Source organism: Yinghuangia sp. YIM S10712 (assembly GCF_051388935.1).
GTDB lineage: Bacteria > Actinomycetota > Actinomycetes > Streptomycetales > Streptomycetaceae > Yinghuangia.
This window is the reverse complement of the sequence record NZ_JBPKBI010000001.1, coordinates 535,323-560,082: the sequence shown is the minus strand read 5'-3', so window position 1 is coordinate 560,082 and position 24,760 is coordinate 535,323. Positions and strand designations below refer to the sequence as shown.

At 71.9% G+C, this 24,760-nt stretch carries 20 protein-coding genes and 1 pseudogene; 8 read left to right on the top strand and 13 right to left on the bottom strand.

Going from position 1 to position 24,760, the window contains the following annotated elements:
* Positions 1–2: 2 nt before the first annotated feature.
* From ACRX5W_RS02590 to hemL, 4 genes and pseudogenes are all read right to left on the bottom strand, one after another.
* Positions 3–755 carry a cytochrome c biogenesis CcdA family protein gene (locus ACRX5W_RS02590; RefSeq protein ID WP_436786223.1) on the bottom strand — a complete coding sequence of 251 codons (753 nt, stop codon included), beginning with the start codon at positions 753–755 and terminating at the stop codon, positions 3–5.
* Positions 756–758: 3 nt separating this feature from the next.
* Positions 759–1,355 (bottom strand): redoxin domain-containing protein, encoded by a 597-nt coding sequence (locus tag ACRX5W_RS02585; protein ID WP_436786222.1) that lies wholly within the window; start codon positions 1,353–1,355, stop codon positions 759–761.
* Between the two features lie 198 nt (positions 1,356–1,553).
* Positions 1,554–2,213: a histidine phosphatase family protein gene (locus tag ACRX5W_RS02580; RefSeq protein ID WP_436786221.1), complete on the bottom strand. Its 660-nt coding sequence runs from the start codon at positions 2,211–2,213 to the stop codon at positions 1,554–1,556.
* A 37-nt stretch (positions 2,214–2,250) separates the two neighbouring features.
* Positions 2,251–3,680 (bottom strand): annotated as a pseudogene (hemL, locus tag ACRX5W_RS02575) (glutamate-1-semialdehyde 2,1-aminomutase).
* An 848-nt stretch (positions 3,681–4,528) separates the two neighbouring features.
* Between hemL and ACRX5W_RS02570 the strand changes: the two are divergent.
* A complete protein-coding gene (locus ACRX5W_RS02570) occupies positions 4,529–4,969 on the top strand; it encodes a hypothetical protein (RefSeq protein ID WP_358362488.1) in 441 nt (146 codons plus the stop codon).
* A gap of 302 nt (positions 4,970–5,271) precedes the next feature.
* Here ACRX5W_RS02570 and ACRX5W_RS02565 read toward each other — a convergent pair whose 3' ends face one another.
* Both ACRX5W_RS02565 and ACRX5W_RS02560 read right to left on the bottom strand, forming a co-directional pair.
* The gene (locus tag ACRX5W_RS02565) at positions 5,272–6,120 is read right to left on the bottom strand and encodes an SDR family oxidoreductase (RefSeq protein WP_436786220.1); all 849 of its coding nucleotides are present in this window, start codon (positions 6,118–6,120) and stop codon (positions 5,272–5,274) included.
* Positions 6,117–6,803 carry a nitroreductase family protein gene (locus ACRX5W_RS02560; RefSeq protein ID WP_436786219.1) on the bottom strand — a complete coding sequence of 229 codons (687 nt, stop codon included), beginning with the start codon at positions 6,801–6,803 and terminating at the stop codon, positions 6,117–6,119. Before ACRX5W_RS02560 ends, ACRX5W_RS02565 begins: the two co-directional genes overlap by 4 nt.
* 534 nt (positions 6,804–7,337) lie before the next feature.
* Here ACRX5W_RS02560 and ACRX5W_RS02555 point away from each other — a divergent pair.
* Positions 7,338–9,371, top strand: a complete 2,034-nt coding sequence (locus ACRX5W_RS02555; RefSeq protein WP_436786218.1) for a serine/threonine-protein kinase — start codon at positions 7,338–7,340, stop codon at positions 9,369–9,371.
* 61 nt (positions 9,372–9,432) lie between these two features.
* On the opposite strand, the gene ACRX5W_RS02550 is transcribed toward ACRX5W_RS02555, so the two are convergent.
* Positions 9,433–10,647 (bottom strand): RtcB family protein, encoded by a 1,215-nt coding sequence (locus ACRX5W_RS02550; protein ID WP_436786217.1) that lies wholly within the window; start codon positions 10,645–10,647, stop codon positions 9,433–9,435.
* Positions 10,648–11,117: 470 nt separating this feature from the next.
* On the opposite strand from ACRX5W_RS02550, the gene ACRX5W_RS02545 reads away from it, so the two are divergent.
* The gene (locus tag ACRX5W_RS02545) at positions 11,118–11,864 is read left to right on the top strand and encodes a hypothetical protein (protein WP_436786216.1); all 747 of its coding nucleotides are present in this window, start codon (positions 11,118–11,120) and stop codon (positions 11,862–11,864) included.
* A 27-nt stretch (positions 11,865–11,891) separates the two neighbouring features.
* Here ACRX5W_RS02545 and purU read toward each other — a convergent pair whose 3' ends face one another.
* Both purU and ACRX5W_RS02535 read right to left on the bottom strand, forming a co-directional pair.
* The gene (gene purU, locus ACRX5W_RS02540; protein WP_436786215.1) at positions 11,892–12,833 is read right to left on the bottom strand and encodes a formyltetrahydrofolate deformylase; all 942 of its coding nucleotides are present in this window, start codon (positions 12,831–12,833) and stop codon (positions 11,892–11,894) included.
* Between the two features lie 128 nt (positions 12,834–12,961).
* Positions 12,962–13,408 carry an SCO4402 family protein gene (locus tag ACRX5W_RS02535; RefSeq protein ID WP_436786214.1) on the bottom strand — a complete coding sequence of 149 codons (447 nt, stop codon included), beginning with the start codon at positions 13,406–13,408 and terminating at the stop codon, positions 12,962–12,964.
* Between the two features lie 85 nt (positions 13,409–13,493).
* Here ACRX5W_RS02535 and ACRX5W_RS02530 point away from each other — a divergent pair, with 85 nt between their 5' ends.
* On the top strand, positions 13,494–13,616 hold the full coding sequence (locus tag ACRX5W_RS02530) for a hypothetical protein (protein WP_436786213.1): 123 nt from the start codon (positions 13,494–13,496) through the stop codon (positions 13,614–13,616).
* Positions 13,617–13,622: 6 nt separating this feature from the next.
* Here the strand turns inward: ACRX5W_RS02530 and ACRX5W_RS02525 are convergent, their stop codons facing one another.
* The 3 genes from ACRX5W_RS02525 to ACRX5W_RS02515 form a co-directional block, all read right to left on the bottom strand.
* Positions 13,623–14,381, bottom strand: coding sequence for a hypothetical protein (locus tag ACRX5W_RS02525; protein ID WP_436786212.1), 759 nt, complete (start codon positions 14,379–14,381; stop codon positions 13,623–13,625).
* A gap of 73 nt (positions 14,382–14,454) precedes the next feature.
* Positions 14,455–15,231: a sirohydrochlorin chelatase gene (locus ACRX5W_RS02520; protein ID WP_436786211.1), complete on the bottom strand. Its 777-nt coding sequence runs from the start codon at positions 15,229–15,231 to the stop codon at positions 14,455–14,457.
* 128 nt (positions 15,232–15,359) lie between these two features.
* Entirely contained in the window at positions 15,360–16,487 is a 1,128-nt protein-coding gene (locus ACRX5W_RS02515; RefSeq protein ID WP_436786210.1) for a uroporphyrinogen-III synthase, read from the bottom strand.
* A gap of 191 nt (positions 16,488–16,678) precedes the next feature.
* On the opposite strand from ACRX5W_RS02515, the gene ACRX5W_RS02510 reads away from it, so the two are divergent.
* The 4 genes from ACRX5W_RS02510 to nirD all read left to right on the top strand — a co-directional run bounded on the left by ACRX5W_RS02510 (position 16,679) and on the right by nirD (position 23,014).
* On the top strand, positions 16,679–18,808 hold the full coding sequence (locus tag ACRX5W_RS02510; protein WP_436786209.1) for a molybdopterin oxidoreductase family protein: 2,130 nt from the start codon (positions 16,679–16,681) through the stop codon (positions 18,806–18,808).
* A complete protein-coding gene (locus ACRX5W_RS02505) occupies positions 18,805–20,028 on the top strand; it encodes an NAD(P)/FAD-dependent oxidoreductase (RefSeq protein WP_436786208.1) in 1,224 nt (407 codons plus the stop codon). Before ACRX5W_RS02510 ends, ACRX5W_RS02505 begins: the two co-directional genes overlap by 4 nt.
* Before the next feature lie 62 nt (positions 20,029–20,090).
* The gene (gene nirB, locus ACRX5W_RS02500; RefSeq protein ID WP_436786766.1) at positions 20,091–22,628 is read left to right on the top strand and encodes a nitrite reductase large subunit NirB; all 2,538 of its coding nucleotides are present in this window, start codon (positions 20,091–20,093) and stop codon (positions 22,626–22,628) included.
* Positions 22,625–23,014 (top strand): nitrite reductase small subunit NirD, encoded by a 390-nt coding sequence (gene nirD, locus ACRX5W_RS02495; RefSeq protein WP_436786207.1) that lies wholly within the window; start codon positions 22,625–22,627, stop codon positions 23,012–23,014. Before nirB ends, nirD begins: the two co-directional genes overlap by 4 nt.
* A 313-nt stretch (positions 23,015–23,327) precedes the next feature.
* On the opposite strand, the gene ACRX5W_RS02490 is transcribed toward nirD, so the two are convergent.
* A complete protein-coding gene (locus ACRX5W_RS02490) occupies positions 23,328–24,557 on the bottom strand; it encodes a hypothetical protein (protein ID WP_436786206.1) in 1,230 nt (409 codons plus the stop codon).
* Positions 24,558–24,760 lie beyond the last annotated feature (203 nt).

The window sequence follows — 24,760 nt, the reverse complement described above, 5'->3', positions numbered from 1 at the left end:
CTTCAGATCCCTACCGTGTATCCGCTGACCCAGACCTGCATCTCGCCGATGATGCGGTCCCAGACCCCCGTGACCATGAACAGTCCGAGCAGGACGAGCAGCCCGCCGCCGATCCGCATCACCCATACGTAGTGCTGTTTGACCCAGGCGAAGGCACCCAGCGCCTTGCGGAAGGCGATCGCCGCGACGACGAACGGCACGCCGAGCCCCAGGCAGTACGCCACCGTCAGCACCGCGCCGCGGTTCGCGCTGGCCTGGTCGGTGGACAGCGCCAGGACGGCGGTCAGCGTCGGCCCGATGCACGGCGTCCAGCCGAGGCCGAAAAGCACTCCGAGCATAGGCGCCCCGAGCAGCCCGAGGGTGGGCCGCCGGTGAATGCGAAATTCGCGCTGCATGCCCGGCAGTACGCCCATGAACGACAGCCCGAGCACGACCGTGATCGCGCCGAGGACGCGGGTGATCGTCTCCTCGTGGTCTTTCAGGGTGTCGCCGAAATAGCCGAACGCCGCGCCGAACGACACGAACACCGCGGTGAAGCCCAGCATGAACAGCAGCGCGCCGGCGAGCATGCGCCCGCGTTTGGCGTCCTTCAGGTCCGCGCCGGAGACTCCCGTGACGTACGACAGATAGCCCGGGACCAGCGGCAAAACGCACGGCGAGAAGAACGAGACCAGCCCCGCGAACAGCGCGATCGGTACGGCGAGCAGCAGCGAACCGTTGAGCACCGTCGCGGTGGTGTCGGCGGCGACGAGCACGGATCAGCCCTCGCCGAGCAGGGGGTTGATCATCGAACGCAGCAGTTCCTCGTCGACCGGGCCCTTGAGGTAGGCCGCGATGCGCCCTTGGCGGTCCACGACGTAGGTCGCGGGCAGTCCGGGGGGAGTCAGCGGTCCGTCGAACCTGTCGGCCAGCGCGCCGGAGCCGTCGTGGAGGCTCGGATAGGTCACGCCGAACTTCCGCTCGAAGGCTCTGGCGTTCTCGGCCGACGACTCGTTGGTGTTGATGCCGAGGAACTGGACCCCTTGGGGACCGAGTTCGGTGGACAGCTTCTGGAGCACCGGCGCCTCGCCGCGGCACGGGCTGCACCACGACGCCCAGAGGTTGAGGAGCACGATCTTGCCCCGGTAGTCCGCCAGCGACAGCTTCGCGTCGTCCAGCGTCGTGCCGGACAGGTCGGGTGCCGGGCTGCGCTCGGCCGCCGCGACCCGCTGGATGAGCTTGTCCTTCGCCTCGACGTACCCCAGATCGTCGGAGTCCGAGTTGTCGGCGCCGGACCAGCCCGAGCACCCGGACAGCGCGAGCACGATCACGGCGACAAGCGCGGCGGCGCGACGCATCGGGCTACGTGTGAGCATGTGAAAAGTTTCGCATGGGGTCCGGAGGGTCCCGCACCGGGTCCGCGGAAGCAGGTCCGGCGGTGGTCCGCGTCAAGGCCCGGGGCGGGAAACCGTTCCGGGCCGGCGTCGCGGAACACCGCCGAAATCGCTTGTGACGCACGGCAGATCACCGCAGCTGCACGGCAAACGCGCGGGCATCGACATGGCGATGCCCGATTATGCCCCGAATTGTTTGCCGTTCTTCTGGAGGTGCGCCGGCAGCAGGTCGCGGGCGGGCTCGGTGTAGCCGACCGAGACGATCTTGTCGCCTTCGTACGTGAATGTGGTCAGCGACGCCAGCGAGCACTGGCGCTTGCGCGGGTCGTGCCACAGCCGGCGGCGCTCCACGAACGAGCGGGTGACCCAGATCGGGAGCTGGTGGCTCACGCACACGGCCTCGTGGCCCCGGGCGATGTCCCGCGCCCGCCCGAGCGCCCCCATCACGCGCACGACCTGCTCGATGTACGGCTCGCCCCACGACGGCTTGAAGGGGTTGCGCAAGTGCTTCCAGTACTCCGGCTTGCGCAGCGAACCGTCGCCGACGCCGAACGTCTTGCCCTGGAAGATGTTCTCCGCCTCGATGAGGCGGTCGTCGATCGCGACCTCCAGGCCGTGCCGGGCGGCGATCGGCGCGGCGGTCTCCTGGGCCCGGTCGAGGGACGACGCGACGACGTGCGTGATGTCGCGGGACGCGAGGTGGTCGGCGACGCGTTCGGCCATCTTCACGCCGAGCTCGGAGAGGTGGAAATCCGGCAGGCGCCCGTACAGGACGCCGTCGGGGTTGTGCACCTCGCCGTGGCGCATGAGGTGAACGATCGTCACATCGCTGCTGGACATCGTCTTTTGGTCTCCTGTGCGGGCCGCGCTTGCGGGTTTACTCGGTCGCCTGCGCGGCGGCGCGGGCGGCCTGGGGCAGCGCCCCGAGGATACGTTCGAGGGCGGCGTCGTCGTGCGCCGCCGACAGGAACCACGCCTCGAAGGCGCTCGGCGGCAGGTAGACGCCCGCGTCCAGCATGGCGTGGAAGAACGCGGAGTAGCGGAACGCCTCCTGGGCGCGCGCCTCGTCGTAGTTCGTCACGGGCTGGTCGGTGAAGAAGACCGAGAACATGCTGCCCGCGTTGGACACGGTGTGCGCGACGCCCTCCTTGGCCAGGGCCTCGGACACGGCGGTGCGCAGCGTCTCCGACGCGCGGTCGACGTGCTCGTACACCGCCTCGGTGCAGTTGCGAAGCGTCGCGAGGCCGGCGGCGGTCGCGACCGGGTTCCCGGACAGCGTGCCGGCCTGGTAGACCGGGCCGGCCGGCGCCAGGCGGCCCATCACGTCGGCGCGCCCGCCGAACGCGGCAGCCGGGAACCCGCCGCCCATGACCTTGCCGAACGTGAGCAGGTCGGGGGTCACGCCTTCGAGGCCGTACCACCCGGACCGCGAGACGCGGAAGCCCGTCATGACCTCGTCGGAGACGAAGAGGGCGCCGTGTGCGCGGCACAGCTCGGCGAGGCCCGCGTTGAAGCCGGGCGTCGGGGTGACCACGCCCATGTTGCCGGGCGCGGCCTCGGTGATCACGCACGCGATGTCGGCGCCGTGTGCGACGAACACCTCACGGACCGCTTCGAGGTCGTTGTACGGGAGGACGATCGTGTCGGCGGCCTGCGCGCCGGTGACGCCCGGGGTGTCCGGGAGCCCGAACGTGACCACGCCGGACCCGGCCGCGGCGAGCAGCGCGTCGACGTGGCCGTGGTAGCAGCCCGCGAACTTGACGATCTTGCTGCGGCCGGTGAAGCCGCGCGCGAGGCGGATCGCCGACATCGTGGCCTCGGTGCCCGACGTGACCAGGCGCACCTGCTCGACCGGCGCGACGCGCGCGACGATCTCCTCGGCGAGGTCGACCTCGCCCGCGCCGGGCGTACCGAACGACGTGCCGCGCGCTACGGCTGCCGAGACCGCGTCCACGACGGCGGGGTGCGCGTGGCCGAGCAGCATCGGGCNCCCCCCCCCGCGCCGGGCGTACCGAACGACGTGCCGCGCGCTACGGCTGCCGAGACCGCGTCCACGACGGCGGGGTGCGCGTGGCCGAGCAGCATCGGGCCCCACGAGCAGACGAGGTCGACGTACTCGCGGCCGTCGGCGTCGGTGAGGTAGGGACCGCGGCCGGAGGCCATGAAGCGCGGCGTCCCACCGACCGCGCGGAAGGCCCGCACCGGGGAGTTGACGCCGCCGGGCGTCACCGCGCGGGCCCGCTCGAAGAGGGCCTGCGACGCGGGGGCATCGGACGGATACGAGGGGAAGTCACTGACTGCGCTCACGATGCCATGCTCTCACTCGGGCAGCGGGCGGAGGCGGGGGATGGCAGGCGTGCGGCGCGGGGCGCCCGGGGCAGGGCTGGGGAGGGGGGCGCAACGATCGGGGTGCGGGAGGGGGGCGGACGACGCGCACGCGGGGAAGCGGGGGCGGCGTGGAGGGCGGCGGCAGGCGCAACGCGGCGGTGCTCGGAGGCGGAAAACCGGGGGCCGTGGCGGAATGTGATCCGCTGCGGCGTATTTCCAGGTGACTTCGCGGGGTGAGCTGGGGAGAAGTTCAGATGGGCGACTCGGCGCCCGAGGCGGCAACCATGCCGTCGGCGCCGACGACGCCGGCGGCGGCCCGTGCGGCGCTCATGCCCGCGGTCGCTCGCGAACACACGGAAGGAAAGGGAAAATCGACCCTGAGGCGGAGCCGAGCGGACGGAACCGGCCGGTATTATCAGACGATCCGTCACTTGCCGTCATGGAAGTCCCCCGACTTCTCGCGGCGGTACGGCAATTCGGACATCGGTCGGTCAGCGGTCGGGCATTGGGCAGCGCGGTATTCAGGGCAGGCGGGGTGCGCGTGGCGGCGAGGACTCGGACGGTCCAAGTGGCTTTCCCACAGGGGATATTGCCGGGTATGTCGACCCCGACGGCCGGCCCGTGACGCGCCCGCCGACGGCCCGGTTCCGCAGGGCCACGAGTGGTGCACACCTGTTACGTAACGTCCATCCCGCACGCCGGACCGACCTGGGACGATCATCCCCGTGTCGCGCGAGCGACACTTCGGAGCAGCCCCTCACCCCGAGACCACTGGTGAAACGAACACAGCAGGACGAGTACGGCGTAAGCGCGAAAGGAGGCGGCCGGTGGGAGTGACGTACGAGTACTTCGGCGCTCCGGACCGCGCCGCCGCCGCTCGGGTCCCCCCGCTCATCGACCCCCTCGACCCGTGCGAGCCGCGAGAACGGCCGAGCAACTCGTACATCAGCAATGTCAAACCGGAGACGGTCAGCGCCATGGTGCTGTCGCTCCTGGGCGATACGCCGCGCGAGGCCACCCCGCCGCTCGAACTTGTCGTGCTGCACCCGGCGCACGCGGTGATGCAACTGCCGCCGATACTGCTGGAGGTGCTGCGCAACGCCACCGACGAGGAGTTGGGCGCCGCGGCGTTCATCTGGTCGACGGTGCCGGACCGGCGGATCCCGCGCGACGCGTATCTCCTCTACCGGATGCTGCACGACTGGACGGCGTTCGCGCACGAACTCCACCGCGCGGGCGACCAGTTGTACTGCCTGATGCATTCCTGACGCATTTCTGGTGCGGACCACGAGCGAGCCGCGAGCGAGAATTGTGAGCCAGTTGTGAACACGCCGTGAAATCTCCGGCTGCCCGTCGCGGGCGGTCGACACGTGTCGTACGAGGCGCCTCCCCAGCCGGGAGGCGCCTCGTCGGCGTTGGCGGGCGGGCAGGGGACAGGCGCGCCGCTCGATGCAGCGCATCACGGTCACCGGCGACACCCCAAGGGCCCCGACGGCTCCGAGTCCTACCGGCTGGACAACTGAGGTGCCGTCACCTCACCGGCGCCTACCCGTCCTTCGCGGAACGGCCGTCACTCCTCGACCACGCCGCGGAGGGCGTCGGGGCCGAACAGCGGTTCCAGCAAAGGGCGGTAGTCGGGTCCGCGGCGCAGGTGGTGGCCGCCGTCGGCGTTGATGTTCTGGCCGGTGAGCCAGGTCGACTGCGGGCCGACCAGGAAGGCGGCGAGGGCGGCGATGTCGTCGGGTTCGCCGATGCGGCCCAGAGGCGTGCAGGCGAGGTAGTCGTCGAGGACGGGGCCGCCCTCGGTGACCATGTCGACCATGTCGGTGCGGACCAGGCCCGGGCGGATGCTGTGCACGCGGACGCCGCTGGGTCCGAGTTCGTCGGCGGCGAGGCGTACGAGGTGGTCGATGCCGGCCTTGGAGACCCCGTACGCGCCGAACCAGCGGTGCGTGGCGGACGACGCGAGTGAGGAGATCGCCACGAACGCGCCGCCCCCGGCGCGGACCATGTGGCGGGCGCTGTGCTTGAGCACGAGCATCGTGCCGGTGATGTTGAGGTCGACCGTGTCGCGCCACTTCCGGGTGTCGACGAGGGTGATCGGGCCCATTGTCGAGTTGCCGCCCGCGGACGCCACGACGGCCCTGAGCGGGCGGCCCAGGGACGCCGCCCGGTCGACGGCGGCCCGGACCTGCTCCTCGTCGGTGACGTCGGCGACCACGTAACCAACGTGCGCGCCCGGCGCGGCAACCGCCTCAAGCTCGGCCACCGCGGCCCCCAGGCGGTCTTCGCCGCGCCCGGCGACGGTCACGTGCGCGCCCTCGGCGGCGAACCGCAGCGCGCACGCGAGGCCGATGCCGCTGCCGCCGCCGGAGACGAACGCGGCGCTTTCCGACAGGGGTGGCTGAGCAGGCGTCATGTTCCGTCTCCTTCAGAGGACTTGGCGTCGGGCCACAAGGGCTCGGGGATCTCGAAGCCGACCGGGGCGCCCCACTTGTTCCGGTAGGCGACCTTGTGCGCGGGCACCCGCGGCGCGACACCCCAGCGGCCGGTGGGGTAGCCAAAGGACACGCAACAGGCCATCTGCCAGCCCTTGTTCTCGGGCACGCCGAGGACGCGCATGACGGCGTCCCGGTGGGCGAGCCCCAGCACCGAGGTCAACGACGAGCCGACACCCTCGGTACGGGCCGCGAGTTGCGCGCTCCACACCGCCGGGAAGATCGAGCCGCCGGTCGGGTCGTTCTGCACGAACGCGAACAGGAACAGCGGGACCTGCTCGAAGTTGTCGGCGAGCCACTGCGACGAGTCGCGCACGCGGAAGAACTGCCGGGCCTCGGGCGTCTCGGGGGCCGCCTCGGCGGCGGCGAGCCGGGGTGCGTACGGGCCCGTCCACAGCCCGGCCAGCGCCTCGCGGTACATCGGGCCGAGCTGCGCCTTGAGGTCCGGGTCGTCGACCAGCAGGAAGCGCCAGCCCTGCGTGTTTCCGCCGCTGGGTGCGCGGACGGCGGCGTCGAGGATGCGCGCCTGGACGTCGTCGGGGATGGGCTCGGCGGTGACCCGGCGCATGGCCCGGGTGGTGTAGAGCGCTTCGCGGATGTCCATCGGAACTCCTTCGGGTGGCCTGCGGGTCGTGCCTCCTGGGTGAAGAAATCACGGATTCGGCGCCGCCGTCGCGCGATCGCCCGCCTCCCCCTGATCTGATGGGACGTCAGATAGGACATCCTGCCGGGTTGCGGCACAAGATCGCATCTGGTGGGGTGTGCGGAACGAACAGCGATCCGGGCCGGTGAGGGCCGTGCGCGGTTCGTGCCGACCACCCCTCCCGCACGGGCCGACGCCCGCATACAGTGCGGAACCAAGAGATTCCATCGTGCAGTTGCCGGTGCGGGGCGGCGCACGGCCAGGCGTGTGAACGAACGGTGTGAAGGGCACCGCACGTCGTACGGGGAGCCGGGACACACAGGATTGATTCGTCCCGATTGGGGGCTCGCCCGCGTACCGCCGTACACCGGCACCGACCGGACGCTGCGCTGCCCGGACGCGGGTCGAGCAGCCTCGGGGCCGGTCGACGTATCCTCGCCCGAGTGTGGGCGGGGGAGCTTTCGGGGCGATCGGGGGAGAGAAGGGGCATGCCGGGTGCGAGCACTTGACCGGGACGACCCGAGGGAGATCGGCGGATACCGCATTCTGCGCGTGCTCGGTGCGGGCGGCATGGGACGCGTATACCTGGCCCGCAGCCCGGGAGGGCGCACGGTCGCGGTCAAGGTGATCCGTCCCGAACTCGCGGACGATCCGGGGTTCCGGCACCTCTTCCGGCGCGAAGTGGCCGCCGCGCGGCGGGTCGGCGGCGCGTGGACCGCACCGGTCATCGACGCCGACACCGACTCCGCCCGGCCCTGGCTGGTGACCGGTTATGTCGCGGGTCCGTCCGTGTTCGAGGCCGTCGACCGCCACGGGCCGCTGCCCGAGGCGTCGGTGCGCACACTCGGCGCCGGGCTCGCGGAGGCGCTCATCGGAATCCACGGCACCGGCCTGATCCACCGGGACCTCAAGCCGACCAACGTGCTGCTGTCGCTCGACGGGCCGCGCGTGATCGACTTCGGCATCTCGCGGGCGCTCGACGCGAGCGTGCACACGCGCACCGGATCGACCGTCGGCTCCCCCGGGTTCATGTCGCCCGAACAAGTCGACGGCCGCGATGTCGGACCGGCGACGGACATCTTCTCCCTCGGCTCGGTGCTGGTGTTCGCAGCGACCGCGGAAGGTCCGTTCGGTGCCGGCAGCGGCCAGGCGCTGATGTTCCGCATCGTCTCCAAGTCGCCCGAACTCGGCGCTGTGCCACCGGCGTTGCGTGACCTGATCTCGGCCTGCCTGGCGAAGTACGCGGGGAACCGCCCGACTCCGCAGGAGCTTTTGGAGCAACTGGCCCCGGACGGGGGCACCGCGGCGCTCATCGAGCCGGGCTGGCTGCCCGGGCCGCTCACGACGGACCTGAGCCGTCGCGCGATCGCCCTGCTGGAAATCGACGAACTGGCCCCGGAACCCGACCCCGAACCGGTCGGAGAAGCGGCGGCACCGACGGGCACCGGGCGGACCGGCGCGCACTCGGGCGAGTACTCGGGCGGACGCTCCGGCGGATATCTCGACGGGCAGACCACCGCGCCCTCGCAACCGCCCTCTGCGTACGCACCGACCGAGCCGCCGTCACAGCCGTACTCGATGTACCCGCCGGCGGCGCAGCCGCTGAGCTTCGCCGCGGCGAGCCCACCAAAGCCGGCCGCGCCGCCGAAGCCGTCCTCGGCCCCGGCGTCCCCGGCGGCCCCGGCGGCCCCTGCGGCGAACTACCCGCCGCCGTCCGGGACGCCGGTGCACGCGCCGCCTCCCGCCAACGCCGGTCCAGCGCGGTCCACTCCGCCCCAGGCCTCGAACCCGCCCGCCAACCCGCCCGCGAATCCTCCTGCGAGCCCACCCGGGAGTTCCCCCGCGTCTCCGCCGCAACCGGCGAAATCCGGGACGCGGCGCGGCACCGCGTGGCTCTACGTCTCGGCGATCGCCGCCGCCGTGTCGATCGTCAGCGCCTCCGCGCTCGTCGCCCGTTCCGGCGAGGACGACCCCACAAGCCCCGCGGGCTCGGTCAACCCCGGCGCGACGTCCCCGACGGACGCCGGCACCGTGCCCGTCGGCACCTCGGATTCCGGTCCGTCGTCGTCCCGGCCCTCGGCTTCGCGGCCGACGACGGCGGGCACCGCCGCCGAGGTGTCCGGCGCCACCGCCGGCTCCCCCACGAAAATTCCCGAGGACTACGTCGGCACGTGGTCCGGCAGCATCACCACCGAGAGCGGCTGGACCACGTCGACCTTCACCGTCGTCCTCCACCAACCCGACGCCCAAGGCCTGGTGGCCTCGACGTCGTCGCACGCGGGCGGCGCGCTCGTCGACGGCAACTGCACGAGCAATTCCAAGCTCGTCTCCGCTTCCGGAGACGGCCTGCTCCTTCAGGACGTGCCCGACGGCAAGCCGCAGCCCACACTCGCAGGCGGTATACAGGTGTGTGCGTCCGGCGGCCAGATCAAACTGCGCCTGGTGAACGTCGGCGGCGACACCATGACCTGCGAGATCATCGCCGAGACCACCGGCAACCCGACCGGCACCCTGCGCCGCGCGGGCTGACGGCGGACGAACGCTTCGAGGGGGCCGCCCGGCGGCCCCCTCGAAACTCCCTGCGTTCGTCTCAGCCCTTGACCGTGATCAGCGGCCTCAGGTGCGTCACGACCTCGACCAGGTCCTCCTGCTGCCGCATGACCTGCCCCAGGTTCTTGTACGCGCCGGGGATCTCGTCGACCACACCGGCGTCCTTGCGGCACTCGACGCCCTCGGTCTGCTTGACGAGGTCCTGCACGGTGAACCGCTTCTTCGCCGCGTTCCGGCTCATCTTGCGGCCCGCGCCGTGCGACGCGGAGTTGAACGCGAGCTCGTTCCCGAGCCCGCGCACGATGTACGAGCCCGCGGCCATCGAGCCGGGGACGATCCCGTATTCACCACGGCCGGCGCGGATCGCGCCCTTGCGCGTGACCAGCACATCGACGCCGTCGTACGTCTCTTCCGACACGTAGTTGTGGTGGCACGAGATGCGCTGGTCGAACCACACCTTCTTCCGGCCCTTGCTTCCGCTCTTGCCGAAGAAGTCCCGCACGACCTGCTCGTACAGCGCGAGCATGACGTCGCGGTTGAAGCGCGCGTACTCCTGGGCCCAGTACAGGTCCCGGCGGTACGCCTCCATCTCGGGGGTGTCCGCGACGAAGACCGCGAGGTCGCGGTCGACCAGGTCCTGGTTGTGCGGGAGCGAGCGGGCGACGCCGATGTGGTGCTCCGCGAGCTCCTTGCCGATGTTGCGCGAACCAGAGTGGAGCTGGAGCCACACGAAACCGGACTCGTCGACGTCGAGCGACACGTAGTGGTTGCCCGAGCCCAGCGACCCGATCTGCACGCCCGCCCGCTCACGCCGCGCGTGGACCTCGGGGGCCAGGTCGCCGAACCGCTCCCACAGCGAGTCCCACGCCGCGAGCGAGAGCCCGGGAAGCTTGTCGACCGCCACGACCTCGCTGTGCGAGGCGTACCCGACCGGGATGGCCGCCTCGATCTTCGCCCGCAGCGGACCGAGGTCGCCCGGAAGGTCGTCGGCACGCAGCGACGTACGGACCGCGGAGACCCCGCAACCGATGTCGACGCCGACGGCCGCGGGGCAGACGGCGTCCTTCATCGCGATGACCGAGCCGACGGTCGCGCCGCGCCCGTAGTGCACGTCGGGCATGACCGCGAGGCCGTGCAGCCACGGGAGCGTGGTGATGTTGTTCAACTGCTGCCGCGCCTGGCTCTCGATCTGCGACGGATCCGTCCACATGCGGATCGGCACGTCACGCGCGCCGGGAACCTCGGTGTACGTCATGGTTGCTCACACTCCAAGTGTGTTCACTGAAAAGTCTGTGCCACGTCCGCGCTGCGCGGTAGTGGGCCGTGGCGGCCCCAAGACTGGGTCGGTACAGGAGAGGAGGGGCCGCCCGGCCTGCGACCGGACGTGCGCACCCTGCTGCTGCCGGGGCGGCCCCTCCGGCGGTCGCCGTGGCGGAGCCGGTGGCCGCCGCAAGCAGAGAAGCGAGACCGCGGAAAGGAGCGGAACGGGGTTACCTGCGTCGGGCCGGGGCGCCGCACCTGTCTGCGGGGCGCCGGCCTTGCTCGCGGAACCGCACCGGACCGCTCCTTTCCTTCGCGGCGCGGCTGCCACGGAGGTGGTCCGGAGCCGCGCGGGATTGCCTGTCGGGATCCATGAAGCCATGTCAGGGGAGGTGCCCGCAAAGGGTTTTCGGGGCCCGACGAACGCCGTGACATGATCGGGGCCGCGGCGTATGTTGACCTCACATGGTCATGTTCGGGGTCATCGCACTCGTTGTCGCCGCCCTCGCGCTCGCCACCGCGCCGACAGGTCTGTGCCTGTCACGGGCACGTCTGATGACCTGCGCCGATGCGGCGCACGCCGACGGCCGCGTGGTCGTCTTCGGGGCCGTCGAACCGCTGCCCGACGGGTTGGTGCGCGCGCCCGTTTCGGGCCGGGCGTGCGTGTGGTTCACCAGTGCGGCGGTGGAGTACTGGGTCGAGCAAGAGCCCGCCCGGGTGCGCGACTTCGACGGCGACGGGCCATTGCACCACAGCGAGCTGCGGCCGGCCCGGCGGGGCCGCGGCCGTACCGAAGTCCGCTCGTCGGACCGGCCGTTCCTGCTGCGCGACGACACCGGTGCGGTGGTCGTCGACCCCGTCGGGCTGCGCGCGGTCCGGCTGCCGGTGGCGAGCCGCGACACCGTCGGCGGCGGCGTGCCGCAAGACGGCGTGGTGGCGGTCGACTTCGGCGCGCGGCGCATGCGGCGGGTCTCGCGCTGCGACCGCAGCGAGACCGTCCTCGCGGCGGGCGAGCGGGTCTACGTCTCCGGGCGCGTCGAACGGCGCCCGGACGGCGTGGTGCTGACCGGCCGATCGTCGACGATCTCGCGCGAACAACCCGGCGGATCATCGCCGTTGCCGACGCTGCGGGCGCGGGTCGGACTCGCTCTCGGCGCGCTGGCCGGGCTCATCGGGGTCGCCGCGCTGCTCGCCGGGTCGGCGCGGCACTGACCTCTTCCGGGCCGGCGCCCCGCCCGATCAGGCGAAGACGACCGTGCGGCTGCCGTTGCGCAGCACCCGGTGCTCCGAATGCCACTTCACCGCGCGCGACAGGGCCTGGCACTCGACGTCGCGGCCGACGGCGACCAGTTGTTCGGGGGTCACCGCGTGGTCGACGCGCTCGACCTCCTGCTCGATGATCGGGCCCTCGTCCAGGTCGGCGGTCACGTAGTGCGCGGTGGCGCCGATCAGCTTCACGCCGCGGGCGTGCGCCTGGTGGTACGGCTTGGCACCTTTGAAACTCGGGAGGAAGGAGTGGTGGATGTTGATCGCCCGCCCCTCCAACTCCTTGCACAGGTCGTTGGAGAGGACCTGCATGTAGCGGGCCAGGACGACCAGTTCGACGTCGAGGTCGCGTACGAGCTCCACGAGGCGGGCCTCGGCCTCGGGCTTGGTCTCGCGCGTGACCGGGATGTGGTGGAACGGCACCCCGTAGGACGCGGAGAGCTCCTCGAAATCCCGGTGGTTCGACACCACCGCGACGATGTCGACCGGCAGCGCTCCGATGCTCGCGCGGAAGAGCAGGTCGTTGAGGCAGTGCCCGAACTTGCTCACCATGACGATGACGCGCATGCGCGAATCGGCGTCGTGGATCTGCCAGTCCATCTGGAACGACGCCCCGACCGCGGTGAACCCGGCGCGCAGCGCGTCGAGCGTCACGTTCTCCTCGGCGGTGAAGTGCACGCGCATGAAGAACAGGCCGGTGTCGCGGTCGCCGAACTGCTGGCTGTCGACGATGTTGCAGCCGGTCATCATGAGGAAACTCGCCACCGCGTGCACGATGCCGCGCTTGTCGGGGCACGACAGCGTCAGCACGTACTGCTCGGCGGACTCGGCGGGCACGGGAGCCCCGGCACCGCCCGCACCGACCGCTCCACCGGCGACCGTCGGCGGTACGGGCTGCATGGGCTGGTCGGACATCCTGGTGCCTTCCTCGGATATCGGGCGGGTATCGAGCGTTGGCGCGAGTGTGGATCCGGAAACCGTCGGTGCGGATGACTGTGCGCCCCGCGACTTCGTCCCCCAGGATCCCACGTCGCGAGGGGTGCTCAGCGCCCCCCGGTGCGGATCCGCAGCACGTCGAGGGTGTCCGGCCGTCGCCCCGGGTCGTCGGCGTCGGCGGCGGCGAGGCGTTCGTGTGCCGCGCGGGCCTTGCGGACCAGCTCGGGCCACGCGGGATGCGCGAAGTAGGCGCCGGCAGGCTGCTCCTCGCCCACCTCGTGCAGCACGGCGAGCGCCGCGAGCACCGCCTGGTCGACGGCCTCCGCCTCGTCGCCGTCGACGAAGATGCGGCCGATGTAGGTGGCGGCCGACCAGCGGTCCAGCCAGGTGTCGCCGACGAGCCGGTAAACAGCGTCGGTCACGGAGCCGTACTCGGCCTGCCCGGTCAGCCAGCTCTCCTGCTGGAAGGCGGGATCGCCGAACATGTGCAGCGCGGAGCGGACCTGGGCCCGCCAACGCCACCACGGGACGGTGTTCTGGCGCATGCGTGCCATGGTGGCGCTCTCCTCCTTGGCCCGCCGCCGGGTTCACCGAATCGTCGTTCGAATGTGATGAGGGCCGGTGTCACCCGTTCGGCCCATGACGACAACGATCATGCCGCAGGGGCCGTTCGGCGCGCCATGGGGGTTCGGCCCCGGCGGGACATCCGAACACCGCACCGGGCCGGAATGCCTCGGGCTCGGGAACGCCCGGCTCGGCTGAGGCGGTTCAGTTGCCTGCGGCCAGCTCCAGGAGGCCCTTGCCGACATCCATGATGGTCACGCCGTCCACACGCTGTTCGCGATGCTCTTGCACCCACCCCTCAATGGATTTCCGGAGCGCCGCGACAATCGCGCGGGTCTCGGCGGCGGGCGGGCTGAAGTCCCCGGTCGGATACGGCTTGCGGTCGGTCTGAACGGTCAGATCCGCGTGACCGTCGAGTACAAAGGCTCTGATCCGGACAACGGAGGCGCCCTCGGGAGTCGCCTTCAGAAAGGCCAGCAGCTCGGCCGCGTAAGCGTCTCCCCTGTCCTGCGCCGCGCCGCGCCTGGGCACCATGCCATAGCTCGTGTCGGTCCGGCCGACGCTGTGAACGTCGATGGAGTGCACCTCCACCTCGCGGTGATCGGTCGCCCATTCCTCCGCCTCGGCGGCGAGCATCATGAGCTCCGACTTCCAGGCATCGGTCAGATCGGTGTCCACCTCAACCGTGAGCATGTCGACATCCAGGAAGGTCAGCTCCACCCTGGTCACGTGAGCGCCCTGCGACGTGCTCTTGAGGTAGTCGGCCAACCGATCCCGGTAGGCCGCCCGCTGTTCAGGGGAGGTCGTTGCGGCGGCGGAGTCGACCTGGCCCTCGTCGTCTTCCTCCGTCTCGCCGCCGCCGGTCGGCGCACCGATACTCGGCGCGTCGCCGCCCACCGCCGGCCCCTCGTCGTCATCGCCGCACGCGGTCAGACCCGCTCCCAGCACCACCGCTGCCGCCAAGGCAGCCAACCCCCGCGTACGCGACCGCATCAAAGGACCCTCCCCCTGCACCCCACCACTCGGAGGAAGGACCTTACCGGCCAAGCCAGTTGGTGCCGTACGCCGCCCCCATCGCCGCGTCGTAGCGGTCCAACGCCACCTCGGCCAGCGCCGGGTGCGCGCCGAGGGGGGCCGACGTCACAGCCGCGCCGGACGCCGCGGCCTTGCGGGCGAAGTAGCCCGGGGTCATCAGGTAACCGGACACCGCGACGTTGCCTATCCCGTCCGCGCGCAGGGCGGCGACCGCTTCGGCCGGGGTGGGCGAGCTCGCGCACAGATAGGAAGGGACGACCGTGCGGCCGGTCAAGTCGCCCAACAGCGCTGCCATTTCGGCGGCGTCGGCGTTGGCGGACGGGTCGGTGGAGCCGGCCGCGGCGAGAACTATCGCTTCGCACGCGTCCGGCAGCACGTCCGCTTCGGTGTCCACAGGCTGTGGATCGCCGACACCCCACGCTGCGGTCAGCCGCTCGTGCAGTATCCCGGCGAGCCGGGGGTCCGGCCCGAGGACGTCCGCGACGTGGGCGGTGACCTGCGGCGCGGTGGCCAGGGCCGCGGGGATGTCCTCGCGTACGTGGTAACCGGCGCCGAGCAGCAGCGGCACGACGACGACCGGACCGGCAAGCCGCGCGAGGGTGTCGGTGAGCAGCGGCTCGGCAACGTCGACGTAACCGAGCTCGACCCGCAGGCCGGGGCGCATGCCGCGGATCATGTCGAGCAGGTCGGCGGTCGCCGCGAGCCCGGCGGGGTCGCGGGTGCCGTGCGCGACGGCCAGCAGCGGAACCGGGCCGGTGCCGCACGGGGAGCCGGACAACGAAACGGTTTCCCGAGCGGGGGCACGGACACGGCCGACACCCGACTCCCAGCCCTGTCCGGAACCGTCCCCGAGCCCGTCTGCGGCCCTGGGCGAAATTCCGCGCGAAACGCGCGGCGAAGCGTTGCTCACGGGTCGACCGCCAGCCGGTACCCGCGTTTGGTGACCGTCCGGACCAGGCCGGAGTGGGGGCCCAGGGCCGACCGCAGCCTCGCGACGGCCGCCTCGACGGCGTGTTCGTCGGCGCGGGCGCCGGTCCACACCTTCTTCAGCAGTTCCGCGCGGCTGAGCACCCAGCCGGGTTTCTCGGCGAGGGCGCGCAGGACCGCGCCGGGGACCGGGGGGAGCCAGATGACGCGGCCGTTGACCAGCACCGCGTTTCCCTGGAGGACGAGCCGGTCCTTGCCGGTGTCCAGTTCCCGGCGGGCCCGGAGCGGCAGTTCCTCGGTGATCGTGCGGACCAGCGACCCGAGGCGTCCCCGGTCGGGCCAGATCGTCTCGATGCCGTGCTCGTGCAGGGGCCGGGCGCAGACCGGGCCGATGCACACGGGCAGGACGTCGCCGCGCATGGCGTCGAGGAGGTCCGAACGCCGTTCGAGTTCGTCGGCGGCCTCCAGCAACGCCTCGATCGCCGGCGAGCTGGTGAAGGTGAGCGCGTGGACCTCGCGGCGCACGGTCGCCTCGACGAGCTTGCGGACCGCCGCGGGGTCCTCCGGCGGGCCCCAGCGGTAGACCGGCACCGCGATCACGTCGGCGCCGCGCTCGGTCAACGCCGCGGCGAAGCCCTCCAGCGGCGCACCGTGCTCCTGCAACGCGATACGGCGTCCGCGCAGGTCACGGGCGAGCAGCCAGTGCAGCAGCTCGTCGCTCGCCTCCGAGCCGGGCGAGTACACCTCGCGCAGGCCCGCGGCGCGCACCGCCCCGGTGGCCTTGGGGCCGCGGCTGACGATGACCGCTTCGCGGCACGCCGCGACCAGCTCGGCGCCGTGGCCCCAGCCCTCGGCTGCGCTCATCCAGCCGCGCCACCCGACCCCGGTGGTGGCGACCACATAGTCGAGCGGCCCGGCGAGGCAGGCCTCCGTGGCGCGGCGCAGAACGGTGTCGTCCCCGAGCGGGACGATGCGCATCGTGGGCGCCTCGACCACCTTCGCGCCGCGGCGCTCCAACAACGCGACCAGTTCGTCGCGACGGCGCGCGGCGGTCACGCCGATGGTGAATCCGACCAACGGCTCCGACAAGTCCACGGCTGTACCCATGCCGTGAGGCTGACCTATGTGTGTTTCCAACCTGTTGCGCAGCAGTCACGTCGGGGTTAGGCGTAGCCCCACCAGCACCTTCGCCGGTGTCGGCGGTTTCACGATCTTCGTCGGCGGTTGTGAGGCAGCCGTACCTCCGCCGCAACACACGCGACCCGGACGCGTAACGGCGTGCGGACACGCTCACTGGCATGACACACACCGCCGAGGCAGCCACCACGCTGACTGCCGTCACCGACACGCACTGCCCGTACTGCGCGCTGCAGTGCGGCATGGCGCTGCGGTCCGCCGCCGGGGACGCGGGTGTGGAGGTCGTGGAGCGTACGGCGTTCCCGGTCAACCGCGGAGCGTTGTGCGGCAAGGGCCGTACCGCCGCCGCGGTTCTCCGGACGGGTGTGCGGCTCACCTCCCCGCTGGTACGCACGGACGGGATCCTGCGCGAGGCGGGCTGGGACGAGGCCCTCGACCGGGTGGCCGCGGGCATCGCCGCGGTCCAGGAGAAGTACGGGAACGACGCGGCCGGGATCTTCGGCGGCGGCGGTCTGACCAACGAGAAGGCGTACCTGCTGGGCAAATTCGCCCGGGTGGTGCTCCGCTCCTCGAACATCGACTACAACGGCCGTTTCTGTATGTCGTCGGCGGCGGCCGCCAACCGCAAGGCGTTCGGCATCGACCGCGGGCTGCCGTTTCCGCTTGAGGACATCCCCAAGACCGGTTGCGCGATCGTGGTCGGCAGCAACCTGGCCGACACGATGCCGCCGGCGCTGCGGTACCTGACGGAGCTGAAGGAAAACGGCGGGAAGGTCGTCGTCATCGACCCCCGGCGCACCCGCACGGCGGCCGAGGCCGACTTGCACCTCCAGCCCGTGCCGGGGACCGATCTGGCGCTCGCGCTGGGCATGCTGCACCTGGCGATCGCCGACGGCCACGTGGACGAGAAGTTCGTGGCCGAGCGGACCAGCGGTTTCGAGGCCGCGCGGGCCGCCGCCATGGCGCACTGGCCCGAGCGCGTGGAGCGGATCACCGGGGTTCCGGTGCCGCAGATGCGCCGCGCGGTGGAGATGTTCGCCGAGGCGGCGAGCGGCATGGTGCTGACCGCGCGCGGCCCGGAGCAGCAGAGCAAGGGCACCGACACGGTCGGCGCGTGGATCAACTTGTGCCTGGCGACCGGCAAGGCCGGGCGTCCGTACTCGGGGTACGGCTGCCTGACCGGGCAGGGCAACGGGCAGGGCGGACGGGAGCACGGGCAGAAAGCCGACCAACTGCCCGGCTACCGTTCGATCACCGACCCCGCCGACCGCGCGCACGTGGCGTCGGTGTGGGGCGTGGACCCGGCCTCGCTGCCCGGTCCGGGGCGCAGCGCGTACGAGCTGCTGGACGCGCTGGGCTCCGAAGTGCGGTCGCTGCTGGTGATGGGCTCGAACCCCGTGGTGTCGGCGCCGCGCGCCGCGCACGTGACCGAGCGGCTGCGGTCGTTGGATTTCCTGGTGGTCAGCGACGTCGTGCTGTCGGAGACCGCGGAACTGGCCGATGTCGTGCTGCCGAGCGCGCAGTGGGCCGAGGAGACGGGCACGACGACGAACCTCGAAGGCCGGGTGATCCTGCGGCAGGCGGCGATCACTCCGCCGGCGGGGGTGCGCACGGACCTGTTCACGCTGCACCACTTGGCCGGGCGGCTCGGGGTGGCGTACGGCTTCCCAACGGACCCGGAGACAGTCTTCGACGAGCTGCGGGCGGCGACGTCGGGCGCGCAGGCGGACTACGCGGGAATCACGTACGACCGCATCCGGCGCGAGGACGGCGTCTTCTGGCCGTGCCCGAGCGAGGAACACCCGGGCACGCCGAGGCTTTTCCTGGACCGCTTCGAGACACCGGACGGCCGTGCGCGGTTCGTCGAGGTGACGCACCGGGCCGCCGCGGAGGAGCCGGACGCGGAGTACCCGCTGTACATGACGACCGGGCGGGTGCTCGCGCAGTACCAGTCGGGGGCGCAGACGCGCCGCGTCGAGGAGTTGAACCAGGCCGCGCCGGGGCCGTTCGTCGAGTTGCACCCGCATCTGGCGGAGCGGCTGGGCGTCGGCGAGGGCGAGATGGTCGCGGTCACCAGTCGTCGCGGCCAGGCGGTCGCGCCGGCGCGGGTGACCGGGACGATTCGGCCGGACACGATCTTCATGCCGTTCCACTGGGGCGGCGCGGGCCGGGCGAACTCGCTGACCAATCCGGCCTTGGACCCCACGTCGCGGATGCCGGAGTTCAAGGTGTGCGCGGTGCGGGTGGAGCGTGCGGATGTGGCGGCAGCCGAGGCCGGGAGCTCGATATGACCGTTCGTCAGATAGCAGTCGTGGGCGCGGGGATGGCCGCCGCCCGCCTGACGTCGCAACTTCTCGCCCGTGATCCGGACGCGGCGATCACGCTGTTCGGGGACGAGCGGCACGCGCCGTACAACCGGGCGCTGCTCGCCGACGTGCTGACCGGCCGTTACGCGGCCGACGCGATCCATCTGCCGGCGTCGTCGGCGCAGATGCGCACGGGTGTCGAGGTGGTCGCGGTCGACACGGCGGCGCGGACGCTGGAGCTCGGCGACGGCGAGATCGCGGCGTACGACACGCTGGTGTTCGCGACCGGCTCCAACCCGGTCCTTCCGCCGATCCGCAACCTGCACTGCACGTCGAACACCGGCGAGGGCGGCGAACTCAAGCAGGGCGTCCACGCGTTCCGCACCCTCGCTGACTGCGCGCGGCTCGCCGAGGCGGTGCCGGACGCGAAGCGCGCGGTGGTCATCGGCGGCGGAATCCTCGGCGTGAGCGCGGCGCGTGCCCTCGCGGCGCTCGGACTTCCGGTGGAGATCGTCCACCAGGCGCCGTACTTGATGGAGCGTCACCTCGACGAGGAGGCCGGTGCCGCCCTGCACCGCGCGCTCGGCGAGCTCGGCGTCGTCGTGTACGCCGAGAACCGCGCGAAGTCGGTGTACGGCACCGACCGCGCGGCCGGCGTCCAACTCGCCAACGGCTACCGCCTCGACGCCGACCTGGTCGTGCTCGCGTGCGGTGTGCGGCCCCGCGTGGGCCTGGCCCGCGCAGCCGGGCTTGAGGTGCGCACCGGCATCGTCGTCGACGACCGGCTCGCGACCAGCGCGCCCGACGTGTACGCGATCGGCGACTGCACCGAACACCGGGGCCGGGTCCACGGACTGGCCGGCCCTGCGTGGGAGCAGGCGGACGTGCTGGCGGCGCATCTTTGCGGGGCGGAGGCCGCGTACCCCGGCTCGCGGGTGCTCGCCCGGCTCACCGCCGGCCCGGTCGAGATCGCGGCGTTCGGCGACGTCGACCCCGTCGACGGCGCGGCCCACGACGTGATCCGCCTGGCCGACCCGACGCGCGGGTCCTACAAGAAGCTCGTTTTGCGCGGCGACCGCCTGGTCGGCGCGATCCTCGTCGGCGATCTGGCGACCGTCGGCGCCCTCACCCACGCCTATGAACGGGACGAACCGGTCCCCGAGGACCCCCTGCACCTGCTCGTGACGCAAGGAGCCCCCCAGTGATCGAGTCTTCCGTGAATGTGAATGAAACTGCCGTCAAGCGGCTGGTGTTGGTCGGCCACGGCATGGTCGGCCAGCGCTTCCTGGAGGCCCTGACCGAGCAGGGCGCCGGTGCGTGGAAGGTGACGGTGCTCTGCGAGGAGCCCCGCGCGGCGTACGACCGGGTGCACCTGACCTCGTACTTCTCCGGCACCAGCGCCGACGAACTGTCCATGGTCCCGGACGGGTTCCTCGACGAGCACGGTATCGACCTGCGGCTCGGCGACCCGGCCGTGTCGGTGGACCGCGCGTCGCGGACCGTGACCGCGCGCAGCGGCGAGGTTTTCGGCTACGACGCCCTCGTGCTGGCGACCGGCTCGTACCCATTCGTACCGCCGGTGCCCGGCCACGACGCCGACGGCTGCTTCGTCTACCGCACGATCGAGGACCTCGAAGCGATCGAGGCCTGGGCGAAGAGCGCCAAGACCGGCGCGGTCGTCGGCGGCGGGCTGCTCGGCCTGGAGGCGGCCGGCGCGATGAAGGCGATGGGCCTGGACACGCACGTCGTGGAGTTCGCGCCCCGCCTGATGGCCATCCAGGTCGACGCGGGCGGCGGCGACGCGCTGCGCCGCAAGATCGAGGACCTGGGCGTCACCGTGCACGTCGGCGCCGGAACGCAGGAGATCGGCGTCGGCGACGACGGCCGCGCGCGCACCATGAGCCTGTCGAACGGCGAAACGCTCGACGTCGACCTGGTGATCTTCTCCGCCGGCGTCCGCCCGCGCGACCAACTGGCCCGCGACTGCGGCCTGGACGTCGGCGAACGCGGCGGCATCGTGGTCGACGAGACGTGCCGCACCTCCGACCCGCACGTGTGGGCGATCGGCGAATGCGCGCTGGCGAGCGACGGGCGCGTGTACGGCCTGGTCGCGCCCGGCTACCAGATGGCCGAGGCGGTCGCACACGAACTCACCGAGAGCTCCGGCTCGTTCACCGGCGCGGACACCTCCACCAAGCTCAAGTTGCTCGGCGTCGACGTGGCCAGCTTCGGCGACGCGCACGGCACCGCCGAGGGCTGCCTGGAAGTGCTGTACTCGAACAGCCGCGAGGGCGTCTACAAGAAGCTCGTCGTGTCCTCGGACGGCAAACTGCTCGGCGGTGTGCTGGTCGGCGACGCCGGATCGTACGACCTGCTCCGCCCGCTGTGCCTCTCGGGCGCCGAACTCCCCGCTCCGCCGGAGCAGTTGGTGCTCCCGGAATCGGCCGGCGCGCCCGTCTCCATCGGAGCCTCCGCGCTGCCGGACGAGGCCCTGGTGTGCTCGTGCCACAACGTGAGCAAGGGCGCGATCCGCGCGGCGGTCACCTCCGAGGCATGCACGGACGTCCCGTCGGTCAAGAAGTGCACGCGGGCGGGCACCGGCTGCGGCTCGTGCGTCAAGATGCTGACCACGATCGTGCAGGACGAACTCACCGCCAACGGCGTCGAGGTCGCCAAGGGCCTGTGCGAGCACTTCGAGCACACCCGCGCCGAACTCTTCGAGATCGTCCAGGTACGCGGCATCACCAGCTTCGCGCGGCTGATCGACGAACACGGCAAGGGCTCGGGCTGCGACATCTGCAAGCCCGTGGTCGCCTCGATCCTCGCGTCGCTGTCCAACGGGCACATCCTCGACGGCGAGCAGGCCTCGCTCCAGGACACCAACGACCACTTCCTGGCCAACCTTCAGCGCAACGGCTCGTACTCGGTCGTCCCGCGGATCCCCGGCGGCGAGATCACCCCCGAGGGCCTCATCACGATCGGTGAGGTCGCCCGCGACTTCGGCCTCTACACCAAGATCACCGGCGGCCAGCGCATCGACCTGTTCGGCGCCTCGGTCGACCAACTGCCGCTCATCTGGCAGCGGTTGGTGGAGGCCGGCTTCGAGTCCGGGCACGCGTACGGCAAGGCGCTGCGGACCGTGAAGTCGTGCGTCGGCGAGACGTGGTGCCGCTACGGCGTCCAGGACTCCGTCGGCCTCGCGATCGAACTGGAGCTGCGCTACCGGGGCCTGCGGTCGCCGCACAAGCTCAAGTCGGCCGTCTCGGGCTGCGCGCGCGAGTGCGCCGAGGCGCAGAGCAAGGACTTCGGCGTCATCGCCACGTCGTCCGGCTGGAACCTCTACGTCGGCGGCAACGGCGGCATGACGCCCCGGCACGCCGACCTGCTGGCCTCCGATCTCGACCGCGAAACGCTGATCCGGACCATCGACCGGTTCTTGATGTTCTACATCCGCACCGCCGACCGCCTGGAGCGCACCGCCCCGTGGGTCGAGCGCATGGAGGGCGGGCTCGACCACCTGCGCGCGGTGATCATGGACGATTCGCTCGGGATATGCGACGACCTCGACGAACTGATGCAGCGCCACGTCGAGACGTACGCGGACGAGTGGCGCGCGACCCTCGAAGACCCCGACCGTCTGCGGCGGTTCGTGTCGTTCGTCAACGCTCCCGGCACCCCCGACCCCAGCGTCACCTTCGTACCCGAGCGCGACCAGATCCGCCCGGCCAAGCCGGGCGAAGAAGGCGCGCCCCTCCCCACCGCCGGCCTCATCGCCGGCCCGACCCTGGAGGTAAGGACCTCGTGACTGCGGAGATCGCGGCGGAGATCACGCCGGACGCCCACGTACAAATCGCCACGGCCGACGGCGGTTGGAGCACGGTCTGCCGCCTGGCCGACCTGATCCCCGGACGCGGCGTCGCGGCGCTCGTCGACGGCGAGCAGGTGGCGGTGTTCCTCGACCGCGACGGCACGGTCTACGCCGTCGGCAACCTGGACCCGTTCAGCGGCGCCCAGGTCATCTCGCGCGGCATCGTCGGCTCGCGTGGAGACGTGCCGGTGGTGATGTCGCCGATGTACAAGGAGGCGTTCGACCTGCGCACCGGCCTGTGTCTGGACGGCGACGACGAGGCCGTGGCCCTGCCCGTCCACGAGGTCCGAGTACGCGAGACCGTCGCGGCGGAAGTCGGCTGACACACCGCCCGGACGGACCGGCTGTGCGCATCAACGGCGCTGCGCACACCCGGCCTTCGCCACGGTCGGGGCGGCGGGCCCCGGGCAACGATCTGAAACGGCCCGTGGGGCAGCCGCGACGACCCCGTCCACCCGTCCGAGCGACGCCGGGTGAAGCCCCACCAGCGCACTCGGCACCCGGGTCGCGGCCGGTCCCTCGGTACCGCCGGCCACGAGCATGCTGTCCCACGACTCATCGCGCGCGGCCGGTTGCCGCGCCCCACGGCTCACCGGCCGGGTGCCACGCGCCGCCCTCGTCGGCCCCGGGCTCCCCTCAGATCTCGCCCGCCGTGCGCTTGCCGAGGCCGGCCTTCGCCGCCTCCGGGTTCCACAGCGCGACGGCCTTGTTCTTCGCCTCGGTCGCGTCCTGGCTGGCCTTGTCGGCGTCGCGGCGGTTGTCGGTGCGCTTGGCGCGCTTGCCGTCCTCACACGCGTCCTCGGCGTTCTCGCGGCCCCAGGCGGCGTACGCGCGGTCCGCGCGGGCTGAGGCCTGCCACGCCTCGCGCAGCCACTTCGCCAGCTCGTCGCCGCGCCCCAGTTCGTCCAGCTGGAGCGTGGCCAGCGTGCGCACCTGCTGATCCCGCTGCTCGGCCGCCGCGTTGAGCGACTGCACCGCCTTCGCGATGTCGCCGCAGCGGTCGATCTCCCGCACCGCGTCCTGCACAGTGGACCGCGAACCCGCGCTCACGTCGAACAACTCGTCCAACCGCTCGGCCTGGGACTTCGCCGGTGCGGCGGATGTCGCGGGTGCGGATGACGACGCGGGCGCGGTCGTCGCCGCAACCGCGCTCGCTGCGGGGCTGCTCGCGCCCGCCGCGCCGGTGTTCTTCGAGCCCTCGTCTTCGTCCAGCATCCCGCTCGCGAAGACCACGACGGCCAGCAGCACCACGAAAACGCCGATCGCCCCGGCCACGATCGCCGCGCGCGGCACCCCGGGCCCCGAGCCGCGTCCTGACCCGCCGAACTCGGTGCGGCGCGGGGCCCCGGACGCTCCCCCGGGACGGCGTGCGGGTTCCGAGTACTGCGGCTGCGCACCCGCCGGCGGATACCCGGCGGCCGGAGCGGCGTACCCGGGCCCGGGCCCCGCGGGCGGGTCGGAACGGAACAGGCCTTCGGGGAAGGCCTCCGTCGGCGCCGCGGCGGGCGCGTGATGCGCTGCGGGATACGGGGGCGGCGCCGCGGCCTGACCGGGTGGGGCGTACGGCGGCGGTGCCGAATGGGCGGGTGGGGCGTACGGCGGCGGTGCCGGATGGGCGGGCGGGGGCCCGCCGGGGTAGGCGGGCGGCGGGCCGGGCGGCGGGCCCCCGGGGTGGGGCGGCAGGAGCATCGACGGCGTCGCGACCTGGGTGCCGCCCGGATCCCCATACTGCGCGTACTCGTCGTAGGCGGGCAGCAACTCTGTTTCGTCGCGCGGCAGTTCCAACGGACCGAAGATCGACAGCCCCTCGTCTTCGGGCGCGTTGGGGTCGTCCCCGCGTGCGCCCGGTCCAGGCCTGCCGCTCATGTCCGTTCTCCTCGTGCCGTATCCGCCGCGACGCTTGGGTCCGTGCTCGTGCCCGTGTCGGTGCCGCTGTCCGCCCTGACGCTAGCCGAGACGCCCAACGCACGAACAGCGGTTCGGCTCCCGGACCCCCAAGTCGTCCGGATCCGCGAACGCCGGGCATGACGGTGCCGCCGGCGTCGGCCCCGTTGACGCCGGCGGCACCG